Below are 21,384 nucleotides of genomic sequence, written 5' to 3'. Positions count from 1 at the left end.
CGCGTTCCGGCGCAGCCGGACGTATTGAGACTATTTCCGTCGGAATTCGGATTTGTCCGGTCTCAATTCGCACTCTTGCACCAAAACAGGGCCTTTGAGACGGAAACGGCCACGATCTTTGGCGCGAGTTACGGCACCTTGATTTGTGCCGCGTGACTTTTTTGGACTGCGCGGCCGTCGTATTCGGACGCATTGCGCAATACCCCGGAGCCAATCGGTCTTGACACTTGATGTACAGCTTAAACAGGTTCGGATGATGTTTTGATGTGGATGCGGTGGCTCCGTTCTTGAACGCCCGTGACGACGTTCCTGCTGTTCGACGGGAGCTTGAGTCATGGTCAATCCTCACCATATCGCGCATTGGTATCCGACCGCCGCGTACCTCTACATCTTGTGCCTGGACACGCTCGCACTGGCCTGGGAGTACCTGCGCCGCCACCCCGATTACCGGCTCGACTGGCAGCGCCACCAGCGCCGACCGCAAGCGGCGCAACAGGCGGCGCTTCGCTGGGGCTTGCGTCTGCTGGAAGACCCGGCCCTGGATGCGCGCGACGCGCATCCGGCCTGGCTGCCCGGCCACGATGCCGTGGTGCAACTCCATCCCGATGCCGATCCGCCGCCCGATGCGGCGGCCTTCGCGTTCTGGCACATCCCCGGTCACAAGCAACTGCTGCACGACGGTAAAGGGCTGGCGCTGATCGCGCACAACCCCGGCCATTGCGCGCGCTTCGCGCTGGCGCCCGGCCTGGAAGATGGCATGGCGGTCGCCTATGCCAATCGCGGAGGTGGCGGCGGCGCTGCCGCACCTGCGCCTACGCGCAGCGCGACGCTGGCCGCGGCCAGGCCCCGGCCTACACCGGCCGCGATGCTGGAGTTGCACACCCTGCAGGCGCTCGACGCGACCCTGGCGGGTGCGTCCTTGCGCGACGTGGCCGAAGGGCTGTTCGGTGCCGATGCCGTGGCGGCGGACTGGCACGCCGACGGCGACCTGCGCGCCCGCGTGCGCCGCCTGGTGCGGCGCGGCGATGCACTGATGCGCGGCGGTTATCGCCGGCTAGCACAACTGCCGCCGCTTGAGAAGGGACGTTTTGATGGGGACGCAAAACGTCCCTGAGCAGCGGAGCTTCGTTTTCTGAGACTGCCTCCATCCGGTTGCGCTGTGTGGCCGGAGCTTTGAAAGCTATGGAGGTTCACACCATGCGTCCCGCTCCCTTGCGGCCTGCCGCCACTGTCCCGACCGCTGCCGCACAACCGCAGCGTTACCTCACCAACGACGAAGCCGCCGAGTACCTGCGCCTGTCGCCGCGCACGCTGGAGAAGCAGCGCGTGATCGGCGGTGGCCCGCGCTTTCGCAAGTTCGGCCGGCGCGTCATGTACGCCGTGGCCGACCTCGACGCCTGGGCCGCCGACCGCAGCTTCGAGACGACTTCCGATCCTGAGTACGCCGAACAGCACTCGGCGGACAGCCGTGCGCGCTGATCGCTGGCACGCGCCAGGCCACCGCCATGCCCAGCCCCGCGCTGCCGTCCCGGCAGCGGCCCTCGCAAGAACGCGAACAGCTCGACCTGTTCCGTGCCTTGCCGGGCGACATGGCGCCGCGCGACAGCCAGGACTTGATGGCCTTTCCGTTCTTCTCGCTGGCGAAGTCGCGGCGCACGGCGCCCATCGACTTCCGGGCGGGCAACGTCACGATCCGCGTGGAAGGCACACAGGAGCACGGCATCGCCACGATCTGGGACGCGGACGTGCTGATCTGGGCTGCTTCGCAGATCGTGGAGGCGCGCGACGCAGGCTTACGCCCGTCGCGGCTGATGCAGGCCACGCCCTACGAGATCCTGCGCTTCATCGGGCGCGGTACGTCGCTGCGCGACTACCAGCGCCTCAAAGCCGCGTTGGATCGGCTGCAATCCACGACCGTGGCCACGTCGATCCGCGAGACAACCGGGCGACGCCTGCATCGGTTTTCGTGGATCAACGAGTGGAAGGAACTGGCCGATGCCAAGGGCACGCCCTTGGGGCTGGAGCTGATCCTGCCGGATTGGTTCTTTGGTGGGGTGATGGATGCCGCTCTGGTGCTGACCATCGACCCGGCGTATTTCCGGCTGACGGGCGGCATCGAACGGTGGCTGTACCGCCTGGTGCGCAAGCACGGCGGGCGGCAGGAAGGCGGCTGGCAATTCGATTTCCGGCACCTGTACCGGAAATCGGGCAGCGTCACGCGCTTCTCGGACTTTGCCTACGACCTGCGCGCGCTCGTCGCGCGGCAGTCGCTGCCCGGCTATGTCCTGAGCATCGAGCGGATGCCGGGCGATGGAGTCGAGTTGCTGATGTTTCGGCCCGTGCCGTTCACGGCACGGGGATAACTTCGGGAAAAGCGGTGGACGGGCTCGTGCTATCAGGAGTACGGGGTATCGTGCTATCGGGAGTACGACTATCGTGCTATCAGGAGTACGGATCGTCCGCAAAGCCAATAACGGCGCGGGTTTCGACCTCCCTTAACTTACCTAACTTAAATTCTCTAACTTGTAGTAGGGAAACGCCGTCGCGGTGGACAACCGCTGCGCGGCCACAAACGCAGCAGACAAAGCCTGCTCTTCCAGCATGGAGGGCCAGGCCATGATCGTCGCGCTGCTCAACCAGAAAGGCGGCGTGGGCAAGACCACGCTCGCCACCCATATCGCCGGCGAGCTGGCGATGCGCGGCCAGCATGTCGTGCTGCTGGACGCCGACCCGCAGGGTTCTTCACTGGACTGGACGCAACGACGCAGCCAGCAAGGCTTGCCTCGGCTGTTCAGCGCCGTGGGCCTCGCACGCGAAACGCTGCATCAGGAAGCGCCAGAACTCGCCAGGCGGGCCGATCACGTCGTCATCGACGGCCCGCCGCGCATCGCCGCCCTCGCGCGCTCCGCGCTACTCGCGGCCGAGCGCGTGCTGATCCCGGTGCAGCCCAGCCCCTACGACCTGTGGGCCAGTGCCGAGATGGTCGCACTGATCCGTGAGGCCCAAGTGTTCCGGCCTGCGCTGCGCGCGGCCTTCGTCATCAACCGGCGCGTCAGCACCACCGTGATCGGGCGCGAAGCGCGCCAGGCGCTCGCCGACCAGCCGCTTCCTGCGCTGCGCGCGGAAGTGCATCAGCGCATCGTGTTCGCCGACAGCGTGGCCGCTGGCCGCCTTTCACGCGAGACGGCGCCGGGCAGCGCCGCCGCCCGCGAAATCACCGCCCTAGTGGACGAATTGCTGCGGTGGACGACATGACAGCGAAGCCGCCACCCAACAGCAAACGCACGGCAAAGCGCGTCGGCATCGGCGCGCGTCCGCCTGCGAATCCGCACGCTGAAGCGTGGATTCGCCAGGGCGACGCCGATGCGTTGGGCAAGGGCGACCTCTACACGGCTCGCCTCACTCTCGACATCACGCCCGCCATGCGGGCGCGCATCAAGGTATCGGCCTTCACGCAAGGCGTGACCGTGGCCGACCTGCTGCGCGGCCTGCTAGAGCGAGAGTTTCCCGAGAACCGCAGGGAGAACACACCATGACCGCATCCGTTTCGCCTGCCGCTGTCGCGGCCACGGCTGCACTGGCTGCGCCTATCGGCCAGCCTGCCAGTGCGCCGATGACGCGCGTGGCGCTCGCCTACATCGACCAGCGTTTCGACCTCTATCTGCGCTTCGGCGAGCCGTCGCGCATCCTTCGCCTCGACCACTGGCGGCGATGCGCGTTGTTCCTGCCCGGCGCGATGCTTTGCCGCATCCGCTGGCAGGCCAACGCCTACGGCACGATCCGCTGGCAACTCATGGTGATGCAGACTTGCACGCCGCTGGCCGGCGCGCAGCGCATCCCCGGCGTGCAGCCGGGCGCGCGCCTGCTGCTACACGCCGAAGGCGACGCCAACGTGCGCGCCGTGCTGGAACGCATCGACGGCGTCGAGGCGCTGGGCATCGCGCCCGCAGACGCCTCCCCCGCGTACTGGCGCACGCTGGGCAATCGGCTCGCTGCGCGCTTGCCGCTGCCGGACTACAGCGCCGAGCGGCACGCCGCCTGGCTAGCCGGGAGGGCGCTGCCATGACCGCCGCTTCCACCATCGGCACTGCGCCGCGTTCTCGCGCGCGCCTCGTCCTGGCGGGCTTGTCCGCCTGCGGCCTCGCTGCGCTGGCCTGGGCGTCCTTCGTGCATCCGCTGCCGCGCCTGATCTACAACCCGTCCGACAGCGTTCCCATGGGTTGGTATCGCGTCGATCCGCTGAACCATCGGCCCGGCTCGCTGCCACGTCCCTTGTCCGTGGGCAGCATCGTCTTGGCCTCGCTGCCGCCAGATGCCGCAGCGCTGGCCGCGCAACGCCGCTACCTGCCGGCGGGCGTGCCGCTGCTCAAGCGCGTGGGCGCGATCGCGCCGCAGGAGGTGTGCATCGCTGGCGGCATCGTCCGCATCGACGGCGTGCCTTCGGCCGCCGTGCTGCGCGCCGACCGCTGGGGCCGGCCGCTGCCATCCTGGCAGCAGTGCCGCCGCCTCGAACCGGGCGAGTTGCTCCTGTTGAGCGTGACCAATCCGGCATCGTTCGATGGCCGGTATTTCGGGCCGGTGCGCACGTCCGCCGTGATCGGCATCGCGCACCCGGTCTGGCTGGAGAAGCGTCCATGATGGCTGCCGATGAGATGCACGTCGCCGTGCATCTCATCGTGCCATCGGGCATGTCGATCCGGTGGCTTTCTTCGTGCCGTCGCGCATGTCGTGCGAGCGCCGATCCTGCGTATCGGGCGCCGCACTTCGCGCTGCCTTCCCGTGTGCAGGCGTCTTGCCTCGAACGCGCCCGGCCTGTGGCCGTCGCCGCGTTCGCCGGCGTGCTGGCTGCTCGCGCAGCAGCGCCGCCGGGCCGCCGCTGCCCGGAGCGCCAGCGAGGGGCAAAGGCGGAAGGCAAGACAAAAGGACGCGGCACCGGGCCGCGTCGAAAGCCAGTCTGCACGTGGGGTTGGCGCAGCACGGCGCGGCTTTGCCGCCGTGCCGCTTGTGGCGCGAGGCCCGCGCCAATACGGGCATGTCCGCGTGCTTCGCACGATCAGACACGCCAGAGCTTGCAGGGAGAACGACCATGACTGACCGCCGCGATGACGATTTCCGCGTGCGCCCCAGCGCCCCGAAGAACCGGGGCAAGGGCCAAGGCCAGAGCTTCGTTTCCAAGGTGCTCAAGCAGGCAGGCAAGGCCAGCAGCGGCAAGTCCACGATGCGCCGTCCTGGCGCGACGGGTGGCACGGGCCAGCGGCCCGGCTCGCGACTGGGGCGCGGCTACACAGCGGCGCGCTTCGCCGGGGCGAAGCTGACGCCCATGTCTCGGCGCGTGACCATCAAGACGCTGTTGGTGAATCACCAGCGGGCCAGCCCGCAGTCGCTCGCCAAGCACCTGCACTACATCGAGCGCGACGGCGTGGGCCGCGACGGCGAGCCGGGCCAAGCCTACGGGCCGCAGACCGACGTGGCCGACCTCGACGCCTTCAAGGAACGCTGCGCCGACGACCGGCACCATTTCCGCTTCATCCTCTCGCCCGAGGATGGCGCGGAGCTGGAAGACCTGCGTACCTACACGCGGCATCTCATGGGCCGCATGGAGGCCGACCTGGGCACGGACCTCGATTGGGTGGCGGTCAACCACTGGAACACCGACAACCCGCACACGCACATCGTCGTGCGCGGGCGCGACGACACGGGCAAAGACCTCATCATCGCGGGCGACTACATTGCCGATGGCTTCCGCCATCGCGCCGCCGAACTGGCGACCGAATGGCTGGGGCCGCGCACCGAGCTGGAGATCCAGCAGACCTTGCAGCACGAGGTAGAGCAAGAGCGGTGGACGAGCCTGGATCGCACCTTGAAGCGCGAGGCCGGCGACGATGGCCTGGTGCATGTCGAACGGCTCAACGAACCCCGCCTGCAACGCCAGCGCCTGCTGCTGATCGGCCGCCTGCAACGCTTGCAGCGCCTGGGCCTGGCCGACGAGACGCAGCCCGGCACCTGGGCCGTGCATGCCGATGCGGAAAAGACCCTGCGCGCCCTGGGCGAGCGCGGCGACATCATCCGCACCATGCAGCGGGCCATGCGCGGCGAGCCGCGCGAGCTGGCGGTGTTCGAGCCAGGGCAGGACGCGGATGGAAGTGGCCGCAGCATCCTCGGGCGCGTGGCCGCGAAAGGACTGGCCGACGAACTGCGTGATCGGGGCTATCTGGTCATCGACGGCGTGGACGGCAAGGCGCACTACGTCGCGCTCAACGCCCACGACGAGCTGGCGAATTACCCGACCGGCGCCGTGGTGGAGGTCAAGGGATCGGCCGACGTGCGCGCGGCCGACAAGAACATCGCCGCGCTGGCGAGCGATGGCCTGTACCGCACCGACCATCACCTCGCCATCGCGCAGGGCCAGGCCGTGCCCGGCCGCGACCCGCAGGAGGTCGTGGCGGCCCACGTCCGCAGGCTGGAAGCCCTGCGCCGGGCGGGCATCGTGGAGCGGGTGGCCGAGGGGCTATGGAAGGTGCCGGGCGACCTGCCCGAGCAGGGCCGCCGCTACGACGCGCAACGCCTGGGCGGCGTAGCCGTGGAGCTGAAATCGCACCTGCCCATCGAGCGGCAGGCCCGCGTGATCGGGGCCACCTGGCTCGACCAGCAGTTGATCGGCGGCGGCTCCGGCCTGGGCGACCTGGGCTTTGGCGGTGAGGCCAAGCAGGCGATGCAGCAGCGCGCCGACTTCCTGGCCGAACAGGGGCTGGCCGAGCGGCGCGGGCAGCGCGTGATCCTGGCGCGCAACCTGCTGGGCACGCTGCGCAACCGGGAACTGGCGCAGTCCGCCAAGGACATTGCCGCCGACACCGGCCTGGAGCATCGACCCGTGGCCGACGGGCAGCGCGTGGCCGGCATCTACCGGCGCAGCGTCATGCTTGCCAGCGGGCGCTACGCGATGCTGGATGACGGCATGGGATTTAGCCTCGTGCCGTGGCGGCCGGTGATCGAGCAGCGCTTGGGGCAGCAAATCGCCGCAACGGTGCGCGGCGGGCAGGTGTCCTGGAGGTGGGGACGGCAACTCGGCCCAACAATTTAGCGGATCAACCGAATCGTTTTTCCAGTTCGGCGCCTCTTATAGGAAAAATGGGAGCAGTCGGTGCCTCCATCCAATCCGGGATCAACGATCCCCAACCTTGAGGAGCTTGTAACCATGTCTTGTTACGTTCGTTCGATGGTGGCTGGATTTGTCGCCACTGTAGCGCTGTCGCTGCTGATGCTGATGAAGGGCGCCATGGGCTTGATGCCCGAATTGAATCCAATCGCCATGCTCACGGAGATGGCGCACGCAAAAATGGGTATGCCGGCTTCGCCCATGGTCGGATGGGTGGCGCACTTCATGATTGGCACCGTCGTGTGGGGCATCCTGTTCCAACTGCTGTATGGCAGGCTGCCAGGGCGCAGTGCGCTGCTCAAGGGAATGTCGTTTTCCTTGCTAGCTTGGCTCATGATGATGATCGGTCCGATGCCAATGGCCGACGCAGGCCTGTTCGGGATGAACCTGGGGATGATGGCGCCGATGATGACCCTGATGATGCACCTCATTTGGGGCGCAGTGCTGGGCTACACCTATGGTCGGCTCAATGCCAATTCGTGCGCTGTTCGGACTGCAACTTCTTAATGAGCAGAAATTGCCATATTGAGGATACGAAAATGATGAAGGACACAGAGGCTACGGCGGAACGCGAGATTCCGCCGGATAACAGTACGCTCTACGTCGGGTTGGGCCTTGGACTGGGTAGCTATGTGACAGCCACCAGCGTTTTAGCAGGCTTTGTCTGCCCGGTTTGCGTTGTAGCAGCTCCCGCTTTGCTTGCGACAGGTGTTTATCAGAAAATTAGGAATCGTAGCCGAAGACCCGAGAATCGGAGCGAAATACAAATAAAGGCTCGCTGAATTAACCAATCATCGAGTCAGCACAGGAGATCAGCATGGGCACCCCTGTTGGCGACCGCAACAATTTAATCATGGCGGCACAGACTGGAGACGCGGCCGCCCTTTCCCGTCTGCTGGCAGTGTGCCAAGCCGATGCACGCCGCTATGCGTACAAGCACTGCCATGCGAGCGACGTTGATGATGCGGTTCAAGAATCACTACTCATCATTTCTCGCAAGGTCAGCGGGCTAAAAGCGGCTGCGGCCTTTTCATCGTGGCTGTTCACGGTCATCAAGCACGAATGCCGCAAGCTCGCGCGGATGATGTTCAAGCACGAGCCACTGCCTGATGAAGTAGCCGAGGAGCTGCTGCTTCATCGTCCCGACGATGAATTGAGAATCGATCTTGCCAATGCCCTGGAGTCGTTGCCTGCCCATTACCTCGAAGTGGTACTTCTGCGCGACTTCGAGGAATTGACCATTGCCGAGATCGCTGCTCAGTTGGGTGAGCAGCCCGGCGCGATCAAGAGTCGGCTCCATCGTGCCCGCGAGCTAGTGCGCGAATACATGCTCAGTTCAGAACCATCCTCGGGGCACGGACACCGCACACCGACGAAATAGCCAAGCTGAGTCCTCGTCCGGGCCGCCTCGCCAAGCGAGGCGGCAATTTCTTGCGCATTGTCATGGATAACCCTCAATTGCTAGGCCCAGGCCAGTGATTGAGGTTTTTTTGCTTTCTACCGAACCGTTTTGCACGGCGGTCGCCTCTTAGGAAATGAGGCTGGCGATTGCTGGCCGATTACCCGCAGCTCACTCGGCTGCTTCTTTCCTATCAGGAGATCACAATGTCAAACCGTATGTTGTCCGCCGCCGTCGCCACGGCGTTTGTCGCAGCCTTCGCCGCCCCCGCCTTTTCGCAGGGCATGAGCCAGGCCGACATGCAGAAGAAGATGCAGGAGAACCAAGCCAAGAGCATGGAGATGATGAAGACCGGCAAGTTCGACAAGTGCTATGGCGTTGCCCTGAAGGGGCAGAACGACTGCTTCGCCGGCGCCGGCACAAGTTGCGCGGGTACCAGCACCGCCGACTACCAGGGGAACGCCTGGAAGCTGGTCGCCAAGGGCACCTGCACCACGATCTCGACGCCCAACGGGCACGGCAGTCTCAGCGCCAAGTCCTGACGCGAGCATTCACCTTGGTGGGCGGTGGCCTGTCGCCCCGCCCGCCAGCTTGTGACAACGAGGATCAACATGGGCATTCACCAAACTGCGCACGCCGCCGGGCGGGGAATCCCTGCGCGAGCCGGCGTAGGCCTTAAGGCCGACCACTACCGAACCATCATCGAAACGCGGCCGGATATGGGCTTCTTTGAAGTTCATGCGGAAAACTACATGGGCGCTGGCGGCCCGCCCCATCGCTACCTGACGGCCATCCGAGAACACTATCCCCTGTCGTTGCACGGCGTGGGCCTGTCCATCGGTGCCGACAGGCCACTCGACCAAGCGCATTTGCTGCGTCTCAAGGCGCTGAACGAGCGGTACGAACCCGGCCTGCTTTCCGAACACCTGGCATGGTCTTCACATGGCACCAGCTACCTCGATGATCTGTTGCCGGTGCCGTACACCGACGACACGCTGAACCGCATCTGCGAGCACATCGACCAGGTGCAAACAGCTATGGCCCGGCAAATGCTGCTGGAGAACCCCGCGACCTACATCTGGTTCAAGGAGAGCACATGGCGCGAGACGGATTTCATCAGGGAGATCACCCGGAGAACCGGGTGCGGTCTGCTGCTGGACGTGAACAACGTCCACGTGGCGAGCACGAATCAGCAATGGGACGCGCGCGCCTACATCAACGATTTCCCCCTCGACCATGTGCAGCAAATCCACTTGGCCGGCCACTCCCTTCAGACGGACGAGAAGGGACGCCCTTTGCTGATCGACTCACACGACCAAAGAGTGGATGAGCGGGTGTGGAACCTCTTTAGGCAGGTCATCCAATGCATCGGGCCAGTCCCTACGCTGATCGAGTGGGATTCCAACATTCCCGCATGGCCCGAGCTGCAAACAGAGGCCGTGATGGCCGATGTGCTGATGGGCATGTCCAACGTACAGGAGCGACGCCATGGCACGCTTGGCTGAACGCCTGGAGGAATTCGCCTCGGCGCTGCTCGACCCGGAACGCGCGGTGCCCGAGGGGCTGGTCGGCCCCGACGGCGAGCCGAGCGCACGGCGCTTTGCCGTCTATCGGAACAATGTGTTCGTTGGCCTGACGGACGCGCTGCGCGCGGGCTTTCCCTGCGTCGTCAAGCTGGTGGGCGACGAATTCTTCGCGGCGATGGCCCGCGTCTTCGCGGCCGCCACGCCGCCCAGCTCGCCGGTGCTGCTGCACTACGGCGCCGAGTTCCCGGACTTCATCGCGTCCTTTCCACCCGCGGAACCCTTACCCTATCTCGCCGACGTGGCCCGCATCGAGCGCGCCGCGACCGAGGCGTACCACGCGCACGAGGCAGAACCCTTGGCGCCCAGCGTGCTTGCAGGAGTACCGCCTGACCAAGCTTCCATGCTGCGGTTTCGGCTCCACCCTTCCGTGCGCCTGGTGCGTTCGCCATTCCCAGCCTTCACCATCTGGAGGATGAACACCTCGGATGGCACGCCAGCACCCGTTGACCTCTCCGAAGCGCAGGACACGATGGTGCTACGCCCCGACGCCGAGGTGGACGTGCGCAAGATACTTCCCGCGAGCCATGACTTCGTAGCCGCGCTCGGCCAGGGCCTGACGCTATCGCAGGCCATGGAAACGGCCCTCGCCACCGACGGCGATTTTGACCTGTCGGAGAACTTGCGGGAATTGATCCAGATGGGCGCCTTTGTCGGCTTCGCGTTGGAAGCCGGGGAGAACGATCATGAGTAACTTCCAAGTGCCGAAAGGTTGGCCCGGAATACTTGGCGCGGCGAACTGTGCATTGCACTGGCTGGCAAAGATCGCCGGCATGGCCGCGCCGCTGTTCCTTCGGGTGGCGCTGGCCTTGCCCTTCTTCAAGTCGGGCCTCACCAAATGGGACGGTCTCCTGTCGCTGTCGCCAGCGGCGAGTTTTCTGTTTGAAGATGAATTCAAGCTGCACATCCTGGGGAAGGTCTATGACCTGCCTGCGCCGGACGTACTCGCCTTCGCCAGTGGATCGGCCGAGATCATCTTTCCGATCCTGCTGATTCTCGGACTTGGCACGCGCATGAGTGCCCTGGGCTTGCTCGGCATGACGGCGGTGATCCAGCTCATCGTGCCGGACGGGTGGGCGAACTTTCATTTGCCCTGGGCGACGATGGCGATTGCCCTGATCGCTATCGGGCCGGGCCGGCTTTCACTCGACCATGGGATTCGCGGCTTCTTGGAGCATTGCGAGGCTTCGGCCTGACAAGGAGGTCAGCATGCTTGCATTGCGCGCCATATCCCTCGTGATGGCAGGTTTCTTTGCTTCGGGGGCCGGAGCTGCCGATGGGCTGATTGCGGTACAAAGCCCGTACAGTGTCAAGGAAACGATTGACCGTTTCGAGACGGCCGCCAAGTCTCGGGGCATCTATATCTTCCTGCGCCTCGATCACGCGCAGGGCGCGAAGAAGGTCGGCAAGGACTTGCGGTCGACCGAGCTTCTGGTGTTCGGCAATCCCCAGGGCGGCACCCCCTTGATGGAATGCGCGCAGACTGCCGGTATCGACCTTCCGCTCAAGGCCTTGGCCTGGCAGGACGCGACTGGGCAAGTGTGGCTTGGCTACAACGATCCGAAGTATCTCGCATCGCGCCATGGCGCCGACAACTGCGGCCCCGTCGTGGAAAACATCTCCAAGGCGCTGGGCGGCATGACGCAGGAGGCGATTCGGAAGTGAGCGCGCTCGTCCGTCTTGGCCTCACCGTCAGGGCAGTGAAGCGCCTGTTTTGCTCCGCCTGCGCCATACTGGGGGCAGCATGTTCAGAGACAAGGCGCCAATGTCCACAGAGCCTGCGAATCGGCAATCGAGGGCGGTACTGACGAACGCTGCGATCACGCCGTAGTGTCAGCAGCCGTCCATATGCCAGTTCAACCGCCATGCAGCGCGTCAATCAACGGGCAGGACACATGGCCCTCATGCGCACAGCATTCGTTCACCAATTTTGACAGCGCCTGTTCCATCCGCATAAGGTCGTTCAGGCGGGTGCGAACATCGGCCAGCCGCAGTGCGGCAAGGTCGGCTGCTTCACTGCAATGGGTGCCGTCCTCCAGCTTCAGCAACTCCCCGATTTCATCGAGGCTGAATCCCAGCCGCTGCGCCGCCTTCACGAACTTCACCCGCGCCACGTCGGCGCTGCAGTAGCGTCGAATGCTGCCGTAGGGCCGGTTCGGCGTCGGCAGCAGCCCTTTGTGCTGATAGAAGCGGATCGTCTCCACGTTGACCCCGGCTGCCTTGGCGAAGGCGCCGATGGTCAGGCTTTCCAAGGTGTTTTCCATTCCGCTTGACTCCGTAGTTGACTACGGAAGTAACGTTACTCCAACGAGCAAATCCTCGAAAGGAGAACCTGATGTCGGAATCGCAAGACGGGCGCGGCGCCCTCGCCGCCGGCGGGCTGGCCGCCATCCTCGCTTCGACCTGCTGCCTGGGGCCACTGGTTCTGGTCGCTCTGGGCTTCAGCGGTGCCTGGATCGGCAACTTGACCGCACTGGAACCGTATCGCCCGATCTTCATCGGCGCGGCGCTGGTGGCGTTGTTCTTCGCCTGGCGACACATCTACCGGCCGGCAACTGCCTGCAAGCCGGGCGAGGTGTGTGCGATCCCGCAGGTTCGCACCACCTACAAGCTGATTTTCTGGATCGTGGCAGCGCTCGTTCTGGTCGCGCTCGGATTTCCCTACGTGTTGCCTTTCTTCTATTGATCGGGAGTTCACCATGAAAAAACTGCTTGCCTCCCTTGCGCTCGTTGCCGTCACCGTTCCAGTGTGGGCCGCTACCCAGACCGTCACGCTGGCCGTGCCCGGCATGACCTGCGCCGCTTGCCCGATCACCGTCAAGAAGGCGCTCTCCAAGGTCGAGGGCGTCAGCCAAGTCGATGTGACCTTCGAGAAGCGCGAAGCGGTCGTCACCTTTGATGATGCCAAGGCCAGCGTCCAGAAGCTGACCAAAGCCACCGAAGACGCGGGCTATCCGTCCAGCGTCAAGCGCTAAACCGGGAGCGATGCCATGAAACCGATTGCGCGTATCGCCGACAAAGCCGGGGCATTGGGCACCCTCGTCTCCGCGATGGGCTGCGCAATGTGCTTTCCCGCACTCGCCAGCCTAGGCGCGGCCATCGGGCTGGGTTTTCTCCAGCAATACGAAGGCTTGTTCATTTCCAGGCTGTTGCCATTGTTTGCTGCATTGGCGCTTGCGGCCAACGCGCTCGGTTGGCTACGCCACCGGCAATGGCACCGGAGTCTGCTGGGTATGGTCGGTCCCGCCATCGTTATCGTGGGCGCGGTCTGGCTGCTTGGCACCGCTTGGATGCGGCCCCTGGTCTATACGGGGATCGCCTTGATGGCCGTCGTTTCGGTCTGGGATTTGGTATCTCAGGCCAACCGCCGCTGCGGTCCTGACGGCTGCGAACTGCCCGCGAAACACGGCTGACTGGCTTGCGCCACAACGAATTGAAAGGAATGACTTCATGACACAGTTGAAGATCACCGGCATGACCTGCGACTCCTGCGCGGTCCACGTCAAGGAAGCACTGGAAAACGTGCCTGGCGTGCAATCGGCCGAAGTGTCCTACACCAAGGGCAGCGCCCAGCTCGCCATCGCGGCCGGCACTTCACCCGATGCCCTGATCGCGGCTGTCGCCGGACTCGGCTACCGCGCGGCGCTGGCCGATGCGTCGAACGCGCTTCCCAAAGGCGGACTGCTCGACCGCATGCGCGATTGGGTCGACGGCGGCGACAAGGCCAGCCACGACGGCGGCCTGCATATTGTCGTCATCGGCAGCGGTGGGGCCGCGATGGCGGCGGCGCTGAAGGCCGTCGAACGCGGCGCACGGGTGACGCTAATCGAGCGCGGCACCATCGGCGGCACCTGCGTCAATGTCGGCTGCGTGCCCTCGAAGATCATGATCCGCGCCGCCCACATCGCCCACCTGCGCCGCGAAAGCCCGTTCGATGGCGGCATCCAGGCGAACCCGCCGCTGATCCTGCGCGAACGGCTGCTGGCCCAGCAGCAGGCGCGCGTCGATGAGTTGCGCCATGCCAAGTACGAAAGCATCCTGGACGGCAACCCAGCCATCATGCGGCTAGCGGGCGAAGCCCGTTTCAAGGACGGCCGCAACCTCACCGTGCGGCTGAACGAGGGCGGCGAGCGCGTGGTTTCGTTCGACCGCTGCCTGATCGCCACCGGCGCGAGCGCGGCGGTGCCGCCGATCCCAGGCCTCAAGGACACGCCCTACTGGACTTCAACCGAGGCGCTGGTGAGCGACACGATTCCCGCACGCCTAGCCGTGATCGGCTCATCGGTAGTGGCTGTTGAGCTGGCGCAAGCCTTCGCCCGGCTTGGGGCCAAGGTCACGATCCTGGCGCGCAGCACGCTGTTCTTTCGCGAAGACCCGGCCATCGGCGAAGCCGTGACGGTGGCGTTTCGCTTGGAGGGCATCGAGGTGCTGGAACATACGCAAGCCAGCCAGGTCGCGCACGTGGACGGCGAGTTTGTGTTGACCACCAACCATGGCGAACTGTGTGCCGACCGGCTGCTGGTGGCGACGGGCCGCACACCTAATACGCGCAGCCTCAACCTCGAAGCCGCCCGGGTGGCGGTGAACAAGCAAGGGGCCATCGAGATCGACCTCAGCATGCGCACCAGCGCCCCGGACATCTACGCCGGCGGCGACTGCACCGACCAGCCGCAGTTCGTCTACGTCGCGGCGGCGGCTGGTACCCGCGCCGCGATCAACATGACCGGCGGCGACGCGTCGCTGGACCTGACCGCCATGCCAGCGGTGGTGTTCACCGACCCACAGGTCTCTACCGTGGGCTTGAGCGAGCAGGAGGCGCACCACGCCGGCATCGAGACCGACAGCCGCACGCTCACCCTCGACAACGTGCCGCGCGCGCTCGCCAACTTCGATACGCGCGGCTTCATCAAGCTGGTGATCGAGGAAGGCAGCCACCGTTTGATCGGCGTGCAGGCGGTGGCCCCAGAAGCGGGCGAGTTGATCCAGGCAGCGGCGCTGGCGATCCGCGCGCGCATGACGGTGCAGGAACTGGCCGACCAGTTGTTCCCGTATCTGACGATGGTCGAGGGCCTGAAGCTCGCCGCGCAGACCTTCAGCAAGGACGTGAAGCAGCTATCGTGCTGCGCTGGATAGCAAAAGCTAAGAAGGTTGCGCCCCCTCAGGACGGTGAAAGGCGCATCCTTCTCAGCCTGCCCCATACGAGGAACAGCATGGTCAGAGTTAAGGTGCCAATGCCCACGGAGGCCGCGAATCGGTAATCGACGGCTGGGATGATAAACGGCAGCAGGCCCACGGCGAGCGCCGGCGGCACGTGCAGATCGAATAATCGCAAGATTAGGATGCCGCATGCCGCGCTGGAGATCACCGCCAGCGGGGCGCCCCCGAACGTCGTGACCAGTGCAACCCCGATCAATGCGCTCAGGGTACACGCGACCGGCAGCAGCAGCGGCTTCTTGACCCAAGGGCAAACGTCCGCATGGGCAAACATTTCAAAGCCGATCACGATAAGCGGCGGGAACAGGATCAACCGCCAACCCGTGGCTTCGGCCAGAATCGCCGTGCCTACCAGAAACACCAGAAAGAACGGGAGCCACGAGTAGGTGCTTGGAGTTTCCTCGGTAACGTCATCGGCCACATCGGAGGCGGTTCGCACCGGCGGTAGCGGGACGAAGCGAGGCCAGACAAGGGAGATCGCGGCGAGCAATATCAGGCCGACCAGCAACGATGCCGGGTAGTACCAGCTTGTGATGTTGAGTGAGATTGGCAGCACGCCCGCCGAAATGGCCGGGGCAATCGATGACTTCAATATGCGGATGATGAGCATCGCGGCTGCGGTCGCCAGCAGGATCGGCACGATCCCGCTGCCCATGCTTCGGGCGAAGATCGTGCCTACCAGCCCGGTAAGAAGCGGTGTGAGAACCAGCATCCCCGGCGCTTTGGCCCAGGTGCCGTGCGGTCGCTTGATGATGTCATGGGCCAGGGCGCCTAGTTCGGGAAAAAGAATGTAGTGAACATGCGTGGCCGCCGCGATCCACGCGATGACACCCATGTAGAGCGCCGTCAGCAACTCCCCAAAGAATCCCCACGGCAGCGACGATCGCCGTATACCAAACAATCTCATGCCTTCCATCCACGACATCCATTTTCTTGAAGGCCCACCTCGGGCAAGTGATGGTTGACTCCAAGGTGGGGCGCCGTACTTATTTCGTCCCTATCGGCAGAGCGTAGGACGCAAAGGCCGCGTCCACGGGTGTGTCGAACAGGTGATTGGTGTAGTTCGAGATCGTCTTGACGGCGATGGCGAGCACCACCTGTAGAGCCTGCTGCTCGCTGTAGCCCGCGTCGGTGAAGGTCTGCAAACTCGCCTGCGACGGATTGCCCCGCGTCTGCACCATGTCCTTGACGAAGGCGGTAAGGGCGTGCAGCTTCGGGTCATCCATCGGCGTGCCCTCACGGATTGCCTGGAGCGCCTGCGGCGGCACCTTCGATACCTTCTCGGCGATCATGCTGTGAGCGGCCACGCAGTAGTGGCAGCCGTTTTCCCGACTGATGACCAGCAGCACGACTTCCTGCTCGGCCGGCGTGAAGCCGGATTCCTTGCGGAACCAGTCATACCCATGGAGGTAGGTCGAGAGCGCGCCAGGGGCGTGGGCCATTTCTCCATACATGTTGGGAACAAATCCCTGCTTCCTGCGCGTGTTACTCAGGAACTCGCGGCTCCTTTCAGGGGCGGTGTCTTCGGTAAGAAGAGGCAGTGTCAGCTTGGCGTTCATGGAGTGCTCCTAAGTGGAAATATTCCGGCTTCCAGATTGGGTTTGATGATGGCGAAGTTGGGCGAGACGTCGAAGTCGCGCGGGGCGAACAGGCTGTGGTGCCGCACATGAAGAATCTCGGCCACACAGCCGGGGCACATCGGGTCCTGCGACGGCACGGTCTCGATCAGCGGCAGGATCGGATAGCGAATCGACTGGAAAGCTTGGGCGATCAGCGTCGAGCAGATGGCGCGGGTGGGGTCGCCGCTGCCCAGGCCGAGCATGCGACGGCGCCAACGCACCGGCACCGGCGGCGTGGGCAACAGATATCGGGCCAGGTCGATCACGTTCTTCAAGTCGTACTGATGGCCCAGCCGAGCCACCGCCGTGCCGACCAGGGTGTCAATCTCGGCAGCGGTCAGGCCCACGGGCCGGCACACTCGGGTATGCAGATCGGCGAACTCGGCCACGCTGACCAGACGCACGCCTTCGCGTAGATCGGCTTCAAGAAAGCAACGGGGCCGCCCTTCGGCATCGGTCGGCCTGCCGGCCGTGCCGACAAACAGTGCCGCGTGCGACCAGGTGGATTGGGTCAGGTACTTGATGGCCACGCTGACCCGGCTCTGACCTTCGACCAGCAGCACGTCGCCGGGCTGCAGGCACGCCATGAGAAGGTCTGGATCGGTCGGCGGGGCCACGCTATGCACATGGTGGGGCCGACTGAGGTAGCGGCTCAGTCCTTCTCCACAGCGGCGCGCGATGCTGTCCAAGATGTTTCCCACGGCGTCACCCTGTCGAAACGAAGGTGAAATTCGGGCGCGGCATGGCTCAGAACCTCGTCGTCAGTTGTGTGAGCCAGGCCGGTGAATGTTCCACAAGCCATGCTTCCATCGGCTTGTCGGCGCCTGTCAGGATCAGGGCGGCCAGGGCAAGCATGATCGCGCCCAACAGGACTTTCCCGGCCTTGCCGGCGTGCAGGAGCTTGGATCGCGTGCGGCCGATCGCGCTGCGCGACACATAGGCCAGTGCAACCAGGGGCAATGCCGCGCCGATACCGAACACCGCCATCATCGAGCCTGCTTGCGCCAGGTTCGTACCCTGGCTGGCCAGAACGATGGCCGCGCCAAGCGTCGGCCCCACGCAGGGACTCCAGACCAGCCCCAGCACTAGGCCCACCACGAACTGCCCCGTCAGCCCGTCCAGTTGGACACGCGCAAGCAGGTCGTTCCCGGCATTGCCGATGCCGGCCGTCAGCGACGCAAACAGCTGCTGGAGGGCGCTGGACATGAGCACCACGCCTAACAGTCCCAGGACGGCCGCGCCCACGCCCCGGAAGATCGTTGTGTCGATGCCGAGCGAGGCGCCTGCCCAGGCCAGCGCCGTGCCGACAATGGCATAGGACAGAGCGAGGCCGCCCGCCAGGGCCAACGGCGCGTGCCGATGGGCGTTGACCGCCGAGCCAATCAGGATCGGTACGATGGGCAGGACGCAAGGCGACAGCGTGGAAAGCACCCCCGCGAGCAGTCCGAGGCCGTAGGAACCGAGGCCGAGCGTCATCAGCGCGTGGTCTTCTGAATCAGGCCCTCGATGCCGGCCTCGGTGGTGTCGCCCACGGAGCGGGCCACTTCCTGGGTGCCTTTGAAGCCTACCAGCGTACTTTGCATGCTGACCTTGAAGGCCCGGACGGTGCTCTTTTCGCTGTCGAAGTCCACGGTCAGCAAGGTCACGTCCTTGTAGGCGGGCTGCTTCATTAGGGTTTCCAAGATCGGCTTCTGCGCCTTGCAGGTCGGGCACCACGTCGCGCTGACGTCCACTACCACGGGCTGGCCAGCCTGCGTCAGACGGTCGAACTCGGCTTGGCTGAACGGTTTGATCTCCCCGGCGCTGGCGATGCTGGCGAACGTGGCAAGAGCGAGAAAGGCGGCGGTCATACGTAGTTTCATGGGCGTAATCCTGAATAAGGGGAGAACCGCCCAAGGCGATGACTCGCGCGGGCGAACACGGTCGCCAAGAGTGACGGCCTCTTCCTAAGAGGCGGGGAGTCGTCAAGATGGTTCGCATCCGAGCGAAAAAAATCTGCGAGGCCGCACTGCGGAATCTGTCCCCGCTTTTGGCAGGGCCAGCTTTTTTGCACATGCGGCGAACCGTTTTGGCGGTTGCGCCCCTCTTATTGGCAGGAGGGAGTAGTGCGGCCGCCCAAGGGGGGGCGTCCTCAGCATCTCTCAGTTCTTCCCGTCGCACCGTTCCCAGGTGATAGGAGCGCATCATGTATTGCAGCACTTCTGTTAAAGCGCAATTGGTTCGTGGCGCATTGGCCGTGACATCCATTGCGGGCGCCATCGTTTTAACCCCTAACTTTTGGCCTGCGGCAGGGCTATTTGGTTTGGCCATCTATCTTATGCGCGGGTGTCCCGCCTGCTGGCTCGCGGGACTAATGGAAGCCATTCGGGTTCGCAACGAGCGCAAGTCGCTGCTGTAGCTCGATCCACGAACATGGAGCTACGTCATCTACGATGCTTTCTTGCGGTTGCGGAGGAACTCCACTTCGCTCGTGCCGCCGAACGACTGCACATTGACCAGTCGCCGCTATCCCGTACCATCAAGGAACTAGAGGAAGAACTTAGCGCACGCCTTTTCGTTCGCACCACCCGCAGCACGCAATTGACCCGCGCTGGCCGACTACTCTTGGAGCACGTGCCGCGCATCTTCGCTGCATTGGAGCAAGCGCGCGATAGCGTCAAATCCGCTGCCAACGGCTTTCACGGTCAGTTGCGCATCGCCTTGTCCGATGGTGTGACGCCTTCGCGCTTGCCGGCCTTGCTGGCACGATGCCGTGAAGAAGATCCCGAAGTAGAGATACGGCTGTTTGAAGTGCCACTAGCCCAGCAGATCAAGGGTCTTCACGATGACCTATACGATGCTGGATTTTCGATGGCAGATGACGTGGGTGATGGCATCTTGGTTGCTCCCGCCTGGGAAGATGAATTGATGCTGGCGGTGCCGGCACGCCATCCGGTGCTGGCCTATAAGCGCGTTCCGTTGGAGGAAGTATTGCGCCATCCGCTGGTTCTGGGCGATCCAGCCGTATGCGAGGGCCATGCACGGCAGGTCGAACGTATCCTGCGCAAACATGAACAAGAGCCGTTGATCGTCCAGCACGTCGCCAGCTTCGATCTGATGATGACACTCGTTTCTGCTGGAATTGCATTGGGGTTGGCCGGCACGGCGCACATCACAGGCAGCCGCGAGCCTGGCGTCATAGGTCGGCCGTTAGCGGGACAACCACCGATGTTGACAACCTATCTACTTCGCCGCGACATGGAGCCATGCGAGATGTTGACTCGCTTCATTGAACGAGTTGCTTGCCTCGATTCAACAGATGACATTGGCACTGCCTAAGATTTCCAGAACTGCGATGAAAGGACTGGAGCCATGAACAAATTGCTACCGCTGCTGATGATCGCCGCCGCATTGGCGGCATGCGGTCAATCCCAACCTTCGGAAACTGTGGACTACCTTGTGGCCCATCCTGAGCGCATCAAGGAACTCCAGCGCCAATGCAAGGAGGATCGCGCGAAGGTCGGCGACGAACTCTGCGTGCGCGCGGCCGAAGCCGCCAATCGGCGCTTCTTCGGTGATCGACCCGAGCAGAAATCCAAGTAGCGCCCCTCGCAGTCGCTACGCCGCGACAGAATTCGCGCCGTTACCTCATCACGCCGCAACGCGCTCGCGTTCGCGGCGTTTTTATTGTCTTCGCCCTTGCAAGAAATCTGGCCTTTTCAGCCTGAATTGCCGCCAGAACGGCCTTTGACCGACCTGCGCACGCGCCTTGATCCTCAGTGCTGCGGCACCTCCGTGTGCCGTGATTGGAGACAAGGTCATGCAAGGGACGAACGTGCTGTTCGGTCAGATTGCCGTCGTATTCGGCATCGTGATCGCCGGCGTGTGGGCAGCCACACAATGGACGGCAGCAGCCCTTGGCTATCAAGTACGCCTTGGCTCGCCCTGGTTCGACTTCCTGGGCACGCCGGTCTATCACCCGTGGCGGCTGTTCGAGTGGTGGTTCTTCTTCGACGCCTACGCACCGCGTGTCTTCGACATTGGCGGCGCGATTGCCGGCGGCAGCGGCCTTGTCGCCGTGCTGGTTGCCATCGGCATGTCGATCTGGCGCTCGCGCCAATCACGCCTCGTCACCACCTACGGCTCGGCCCGCTGGGCGAACGCGGAGGACATTCGCAAGGCGGGTCTAACGCAGCCAGCCGGCGTGTTCCTCGGCCAGCATAACCGGCAGTACCTGCGCCATGAAGGCCCAGAACACGTCTTGACCTTTGCGCCCACGCGCAGCGGCAAAGGCGTTGGCCTGGTGGTGCCGACACTGCTTTCCTGGCCCGCGTCCGCCGTCATCCACGACATCAAGGGCGAGAACTGGCAGATCACCGCCGGCTGGCGCTCGCGCTTCTCGCATTGCCTGTTGTTCAACCCCACGGATGCGAA

At 64.3% G+C, this 21,384-nt stretch carries 28 protein-coding genes; 22 read left to right on the top strand and 6 right to left on the bottom strand.

The features are described from left to right. Positions 1-334: 334 nt before the first annotated feature. The 15 genes from V8Z74_RS23835 (at position 335) to V8Z74_RS23765 (ending at position 11,803) form a co-directional block, all read left to right on the top strand. A complete protein-coding gene (locus tag V8Z74_RS23835; RefSeq protein ID WP_019726283.1) occupies positions 335-1,114 on the top strand; it encodes a DUF2285 domain-containing protein in 780 nt (259 codons plus the stop codon). Between the two features lie 83 nt (positions 1,115-1,197). Next, a complete protein-coding gene (locus tag V8Z74_RS23830; RefSeq protein ID WP_019726284.1) occupies positions 1,198-1,479 on the top strand; it encodes a helix-turn-helix transcriptional regulator in 282 nt (93 codons plus the stop codon). A 26-nt stretch (positions 1,480-1,505) separates the two neighbouring features. Further along, positions 1,506-2,363 (top strand): replication initiator protein A, encoded by an 858-nt coding sequence (locus tag V8Z74_RS23825; protein ID WP_019726285.1) that lies wholly within the window; start codon positions 1,506-1,508, stop codon positions 2,361-2,363. A 253-nt stretch (positions 2,364-2,616) separates the two neighbouring features. After that, the gene (gene parA, locus V8Z74_RS23820; RefSeq protein ID WP_019726286.1) at positions 2,617-3,255 is read left to right on the top strand and encodes a ParA family partition ATPase; all 639 of its coding nucleotides are present in this window, start codon (positions 2,617-2,619) and stop codon (positions 3,253-3,255) included. Next, positions 3,252-3,536 carry a hypothetical protein gene (locus V8Z74_RS23815; protein WP_025981540.1) on the top strand — a complete coding sequence of 95 codons (285 nt, stop codon included), beginning with the start codon at positions 3,252-3,254 and terminating at the stop codon, positions 3,534-3,536. The genes parA and V8Z74_RS23815 overlap by 4 nt, the downstream gene beginning before the upstream one ends. Further along, on the top strand, positions 3,533-4,066 hold the full coding sequence (locus V8Z74_RS23810) for a DUF2840 domain-containing protein (RefSeq protein WP_025981541.1): 534 nt from the start codon (positions 3,533-3,535) through the stop codon (positions 4,064-4,066). Before V8Z74_RS23815 ends, V8Z74_RS23810 begins: the two co-directional genes overlap by 4 nt. Beyond that, positions 4,063-4,638: a S26 family signal peptidase gene (locus tag V8Z74_RS23805; RefSeq protein WP_019726289.1), complete on the top strand. Its 576-nt coding sequence runs from the start codon at positions 4,063-4,065 to the stop codon at positions 4,636-4,638. Before V8Z74_RS23810 ends, V8Z74_RS23805 begins: the two co-directional genes overlap by 4 nt. A gap of 448 nt (positions 4,639-5,086) precedes the next feature. Then, complete coding sequence (locus V8Z74_RS23800; RefSeq protein ID WP_034112315.1) at positions 5,087-7,081, top strand: relaxase/mobilization nuclease domain-containing protein; 1,995 nt, start codon at positions 5,087-5,089, stop codon at positions 7,079-7,081. A gap of 114 nt (positions 7,082-7,195) precedes the next feature. Next, complete coding sequence (locus V8Z74_RS23795; RefSeq protein ID WP_034112313.1) at positions 7,196-7,663, top strand: DUF6789 family protein; 468 nt, start codon at positions 7,196-7,198, stop codon at positions 7,661-7,663. A 310-nt stretch (positions 7,664-7,973) separates the two neighbouring features. Then, positions 7,974-8,537 carry an RNA polymerase sigma factor gene (locus V8Z74_RS23790; protein ID WP_034112311.1) on the top strand — a complete coding sequence of 188 codons (564 nt, stop codon included), beginning with the start codon at positions 7,974-7,976 and terminating at the stop codon, positions 8,535-8,537. 224 nt (positions 8,538-8,761) lie between these two features. Next, on the top strand, positions 8,762-9,097 hold the full coding sequence (locus V8Z74_RS23785) for a BufA1 family periplasmic bufferin-type metallophore (protein ID WP_034112309.1): 336 nt from the start codon (positions 8,762-8,764) through the stop codon (positions 9,095-9,097). A 69-nt stretch (positions 9,098-9,166) separates the two neighbouring features. Next, positions 9,167-10,060 (top strand): MNIO family bufferin maturase, encoded by an 894-nt coding sequence (bufB, locus tag V8Z74_RS23780; RefSeq protein WP_052229529.1) that lies wholly within the window; start codon positions 9,167-9,169, stop codon positions 10,058-10,060. Next, positions 10,044-10,832 (top strand): HvfC/BufC N-terminal domain-containing protein, encoded by a 789-nt coding sequence (locus V8Z74_RS23775; RefSeq protein ID WP_034112307.1) that lies wholly within the window; start codon positions 10,044-10,046, stop codon positions 10,830-10,832. Before bufB ends, V8Z74_RS23775 begins: the two co-directional genes overlap by 17 nt. After that, positions 10,825-11,334 carry a DoxX family protein gene (locus tag V8Z74_RS23770; RefSeq protein ID WP_052229528.1) on the top strand — a complete coding sequence of 170 codons (510 nt, stop codon included), beginning with the start codon at positions 10,825-10,827 and terminating at the stop codon, positions 11,332-11,334. Before V8Z74_RS23775 ends, V8Z74_RS23770 begins: the two co-directional genes overlap by 8 nt. Before the next feature lie 13 nt (positions 11,335-11,347). Continuing rightward, complete coding sequence (locus tag V8Z74_RS23765) at positions 11,348-11,803, top strand: DUF302 domain-containing protein (protein WP_034112305.1); 456 nt, start codon at positions 11,348-11,350, stop codon at positions 11,801-11,803. 191 nt (positions 11,804-11,994) lie between these two features. Here V8Z74_RS23765 and merR read toward each other — a convergent pair whose 3' ends face one another. After that, positions 11,995-12,402 (bottom strand): mercury resistance transcriptional regulator MerR, encoded by a 408-nt coding sequence (merR, locus tag V8Z74_RS23760; protein WP_034112304.1) that lies wholly within the window; start codon positions 12,400-12,402, stop codon positions 11,995-11,997. A gap of 71 nt (positions 12,403-12,473) precedes the next feature. Here merR and merT point away from each other — a divergent pair, with 71 nt between their 5' ends. The 4 genes from merT to merA are packed head-to-tail and all read left to right on the top strand — an operon-like array spanning position 12,474 to position 15,271. Next, a complete protein-coding gene (gene merT, locus V8Z74_RS23755) occupies positions 12,474-12,824 on the top strand; it encodes a mercuric ion transporter MerT (RefSeq protein WP_034112303.1) in 351 nt (116 codons plus the stop codon). A gap of 13 nt (positions 12,825-12,837) precedes the next feature. Then, positions 12,838-13,113, top strand: a complete 276-nt coding sequence (gene merP / locus V8Z74_RS23750) for a mercury resistance system periplasmic binding protein MerP (RefSeq protein ID WP_034112302.1) — start codon at positions 12,838-12,840, stop codon at positions 13,111-13,113. A gap of 15 nt (positions 13,114-13,128) precedes the next feature. Next, entirely contained in the window at positions 13,129-13,551 is a 423-nt protein-coding gene (gene merC / locus V8Z74_RS23745) for an organomercurial transporter MerC (protein ID WP_034112301.1), read from the top strand. Positions 13,552-13,588: 37 nt separating this feature from the next. Further along, positions 13,589-15,271, top strand: a complete 1,683-nt coding sequence (gene merA, locus V8Z74_RS23740) for a mercury(II) reductase (protein WP_034112300.1) — start codon at positions 13,589-13,591, stop codon at positions 15,269-15,271. 25 nt (positions 15,272-15,296) lie between these two features. Here the strand turns inward: merA and V8Z74_RS23735 are convergent, their stop codons facing one another. The 5 genes from V8Z74_RS23735 to V8Z74_RS23715 form a co-directional block, all read right to left on the bottom strand. After that, complete coding sequence (locus V8Z74_RS23735; RefSeq protein WP_206600606.1) at positions 15,297-16,268, bottom strand: HPP family protein; 972 nt, start codon at positions 16,266-16,268, stop codon at positions 15,297-15,299. Between the two features lie 70 nt (positions 16,269-16,338). Then, a complete protein-coding gene (locus V8Z74_RS23730) occupies positions 16,339-16,911 on the bottom strand; it encodes a carboxymuconolactone decarboxylase family protein (protein ID WP_034112296.1) in 573 nt (190 codons plus the stop codon). After that, on the bottom strand, positions 16,908-17,672 hold the full coding sequence (locus V8Z74_RS23725; RefSeq protein WP_228022245.1) for a YiiX/YebB-like N1pC/P60 family cysteine hydrolase: 765 nt from the start codon (positions 17,670-17,672) through the stop codon (positions 16,908-16,910). The genes V8Z74_RS23730 and V8Z74_RS23725 overlap by 4 nt, the downstream gene beginning before the upstream one ends. 46 nt (positions 17,673-17,718) lie before the next feature. Beyond that, entirely contained in the window at positions 17,719-18,447 is a 729-nt protein-coding gene (locus V8Z74_RS23720; RefSeq protein WP_034112294.1) for a cytochrome c biogenesis CcdA family protein, read from the bottom strand. After that, a complete protein-coding gene (locus V8Z74_RS23715) occupies positions 18,447-18,833 on the bottom strand; it encodes a thioredoxin family protein (protein WP_034112292.1) in 387 nt (128 codons plus the stop codon). Before V8Z74_RS23715 ends, V8Z74_RS23720 begins: the two co-directional genes overlap by 1 nt. A gap of 550 nt (positions 18,834-19,383) precedes the next feature. Between V8Z74_RS23715 and V8Z74_RS23710 the strand changes: the two genes are divergently transcribed. The 3 genes from V8Z74_RS23710 to V8Z74_RS23700 form a co-directional block, all read left to right on the top strand. After that, the gene (locus V8Z74_RS23710) at positions 19,384-20,289 is read left to right on the top strand and encodes a LysR family transcriptional regulator (RefSeq protein WP_034112290.1); all 906 of its coding nucleotides are present in this window, start codon (positions 19,384-19,386) and stop codon (positions 20,287-20,289) included. A 33-nt stretch (positions 20,290-20,322) separates the two neighbouring features. Beyond that, positions 20,323-20,553, top strand: coding sequence for an EexN family lipoprotein (locus V8Z74_RS23705; RefSeq protein ID WP_034112288.1), 231 nt, complete (start codon positions 20,323-20,325; stop codon positions 20,551-20,553). Between the two features lie 217 nt (positions 20,554-20,770). Continuing rightward, positions 20,771-21,384 (top strand): type IV secretory system conjugative DNA transfer family protein (locus V8Z74_RS23700; RefSeq protein ID WP_349711713.1); only part of this gene is annotated, 614 nt, incomplete at its 3' end.

This window comes from Comamonas sp. w2-DMI (assembly GCF_040187735.1).
In the GTDB taxonomy this organism is placed as follows: Bacteria; Pseudomonadota; Gammaproteobacteria; order Burkholderiales; family Burkholderiaceae_C; genus Comamonas; species Comamonas terrae.
Note: the sequence above shows the minus strand (reverse complement) of the source record. Positions and strands in the feature narration are given on the sequence as shown.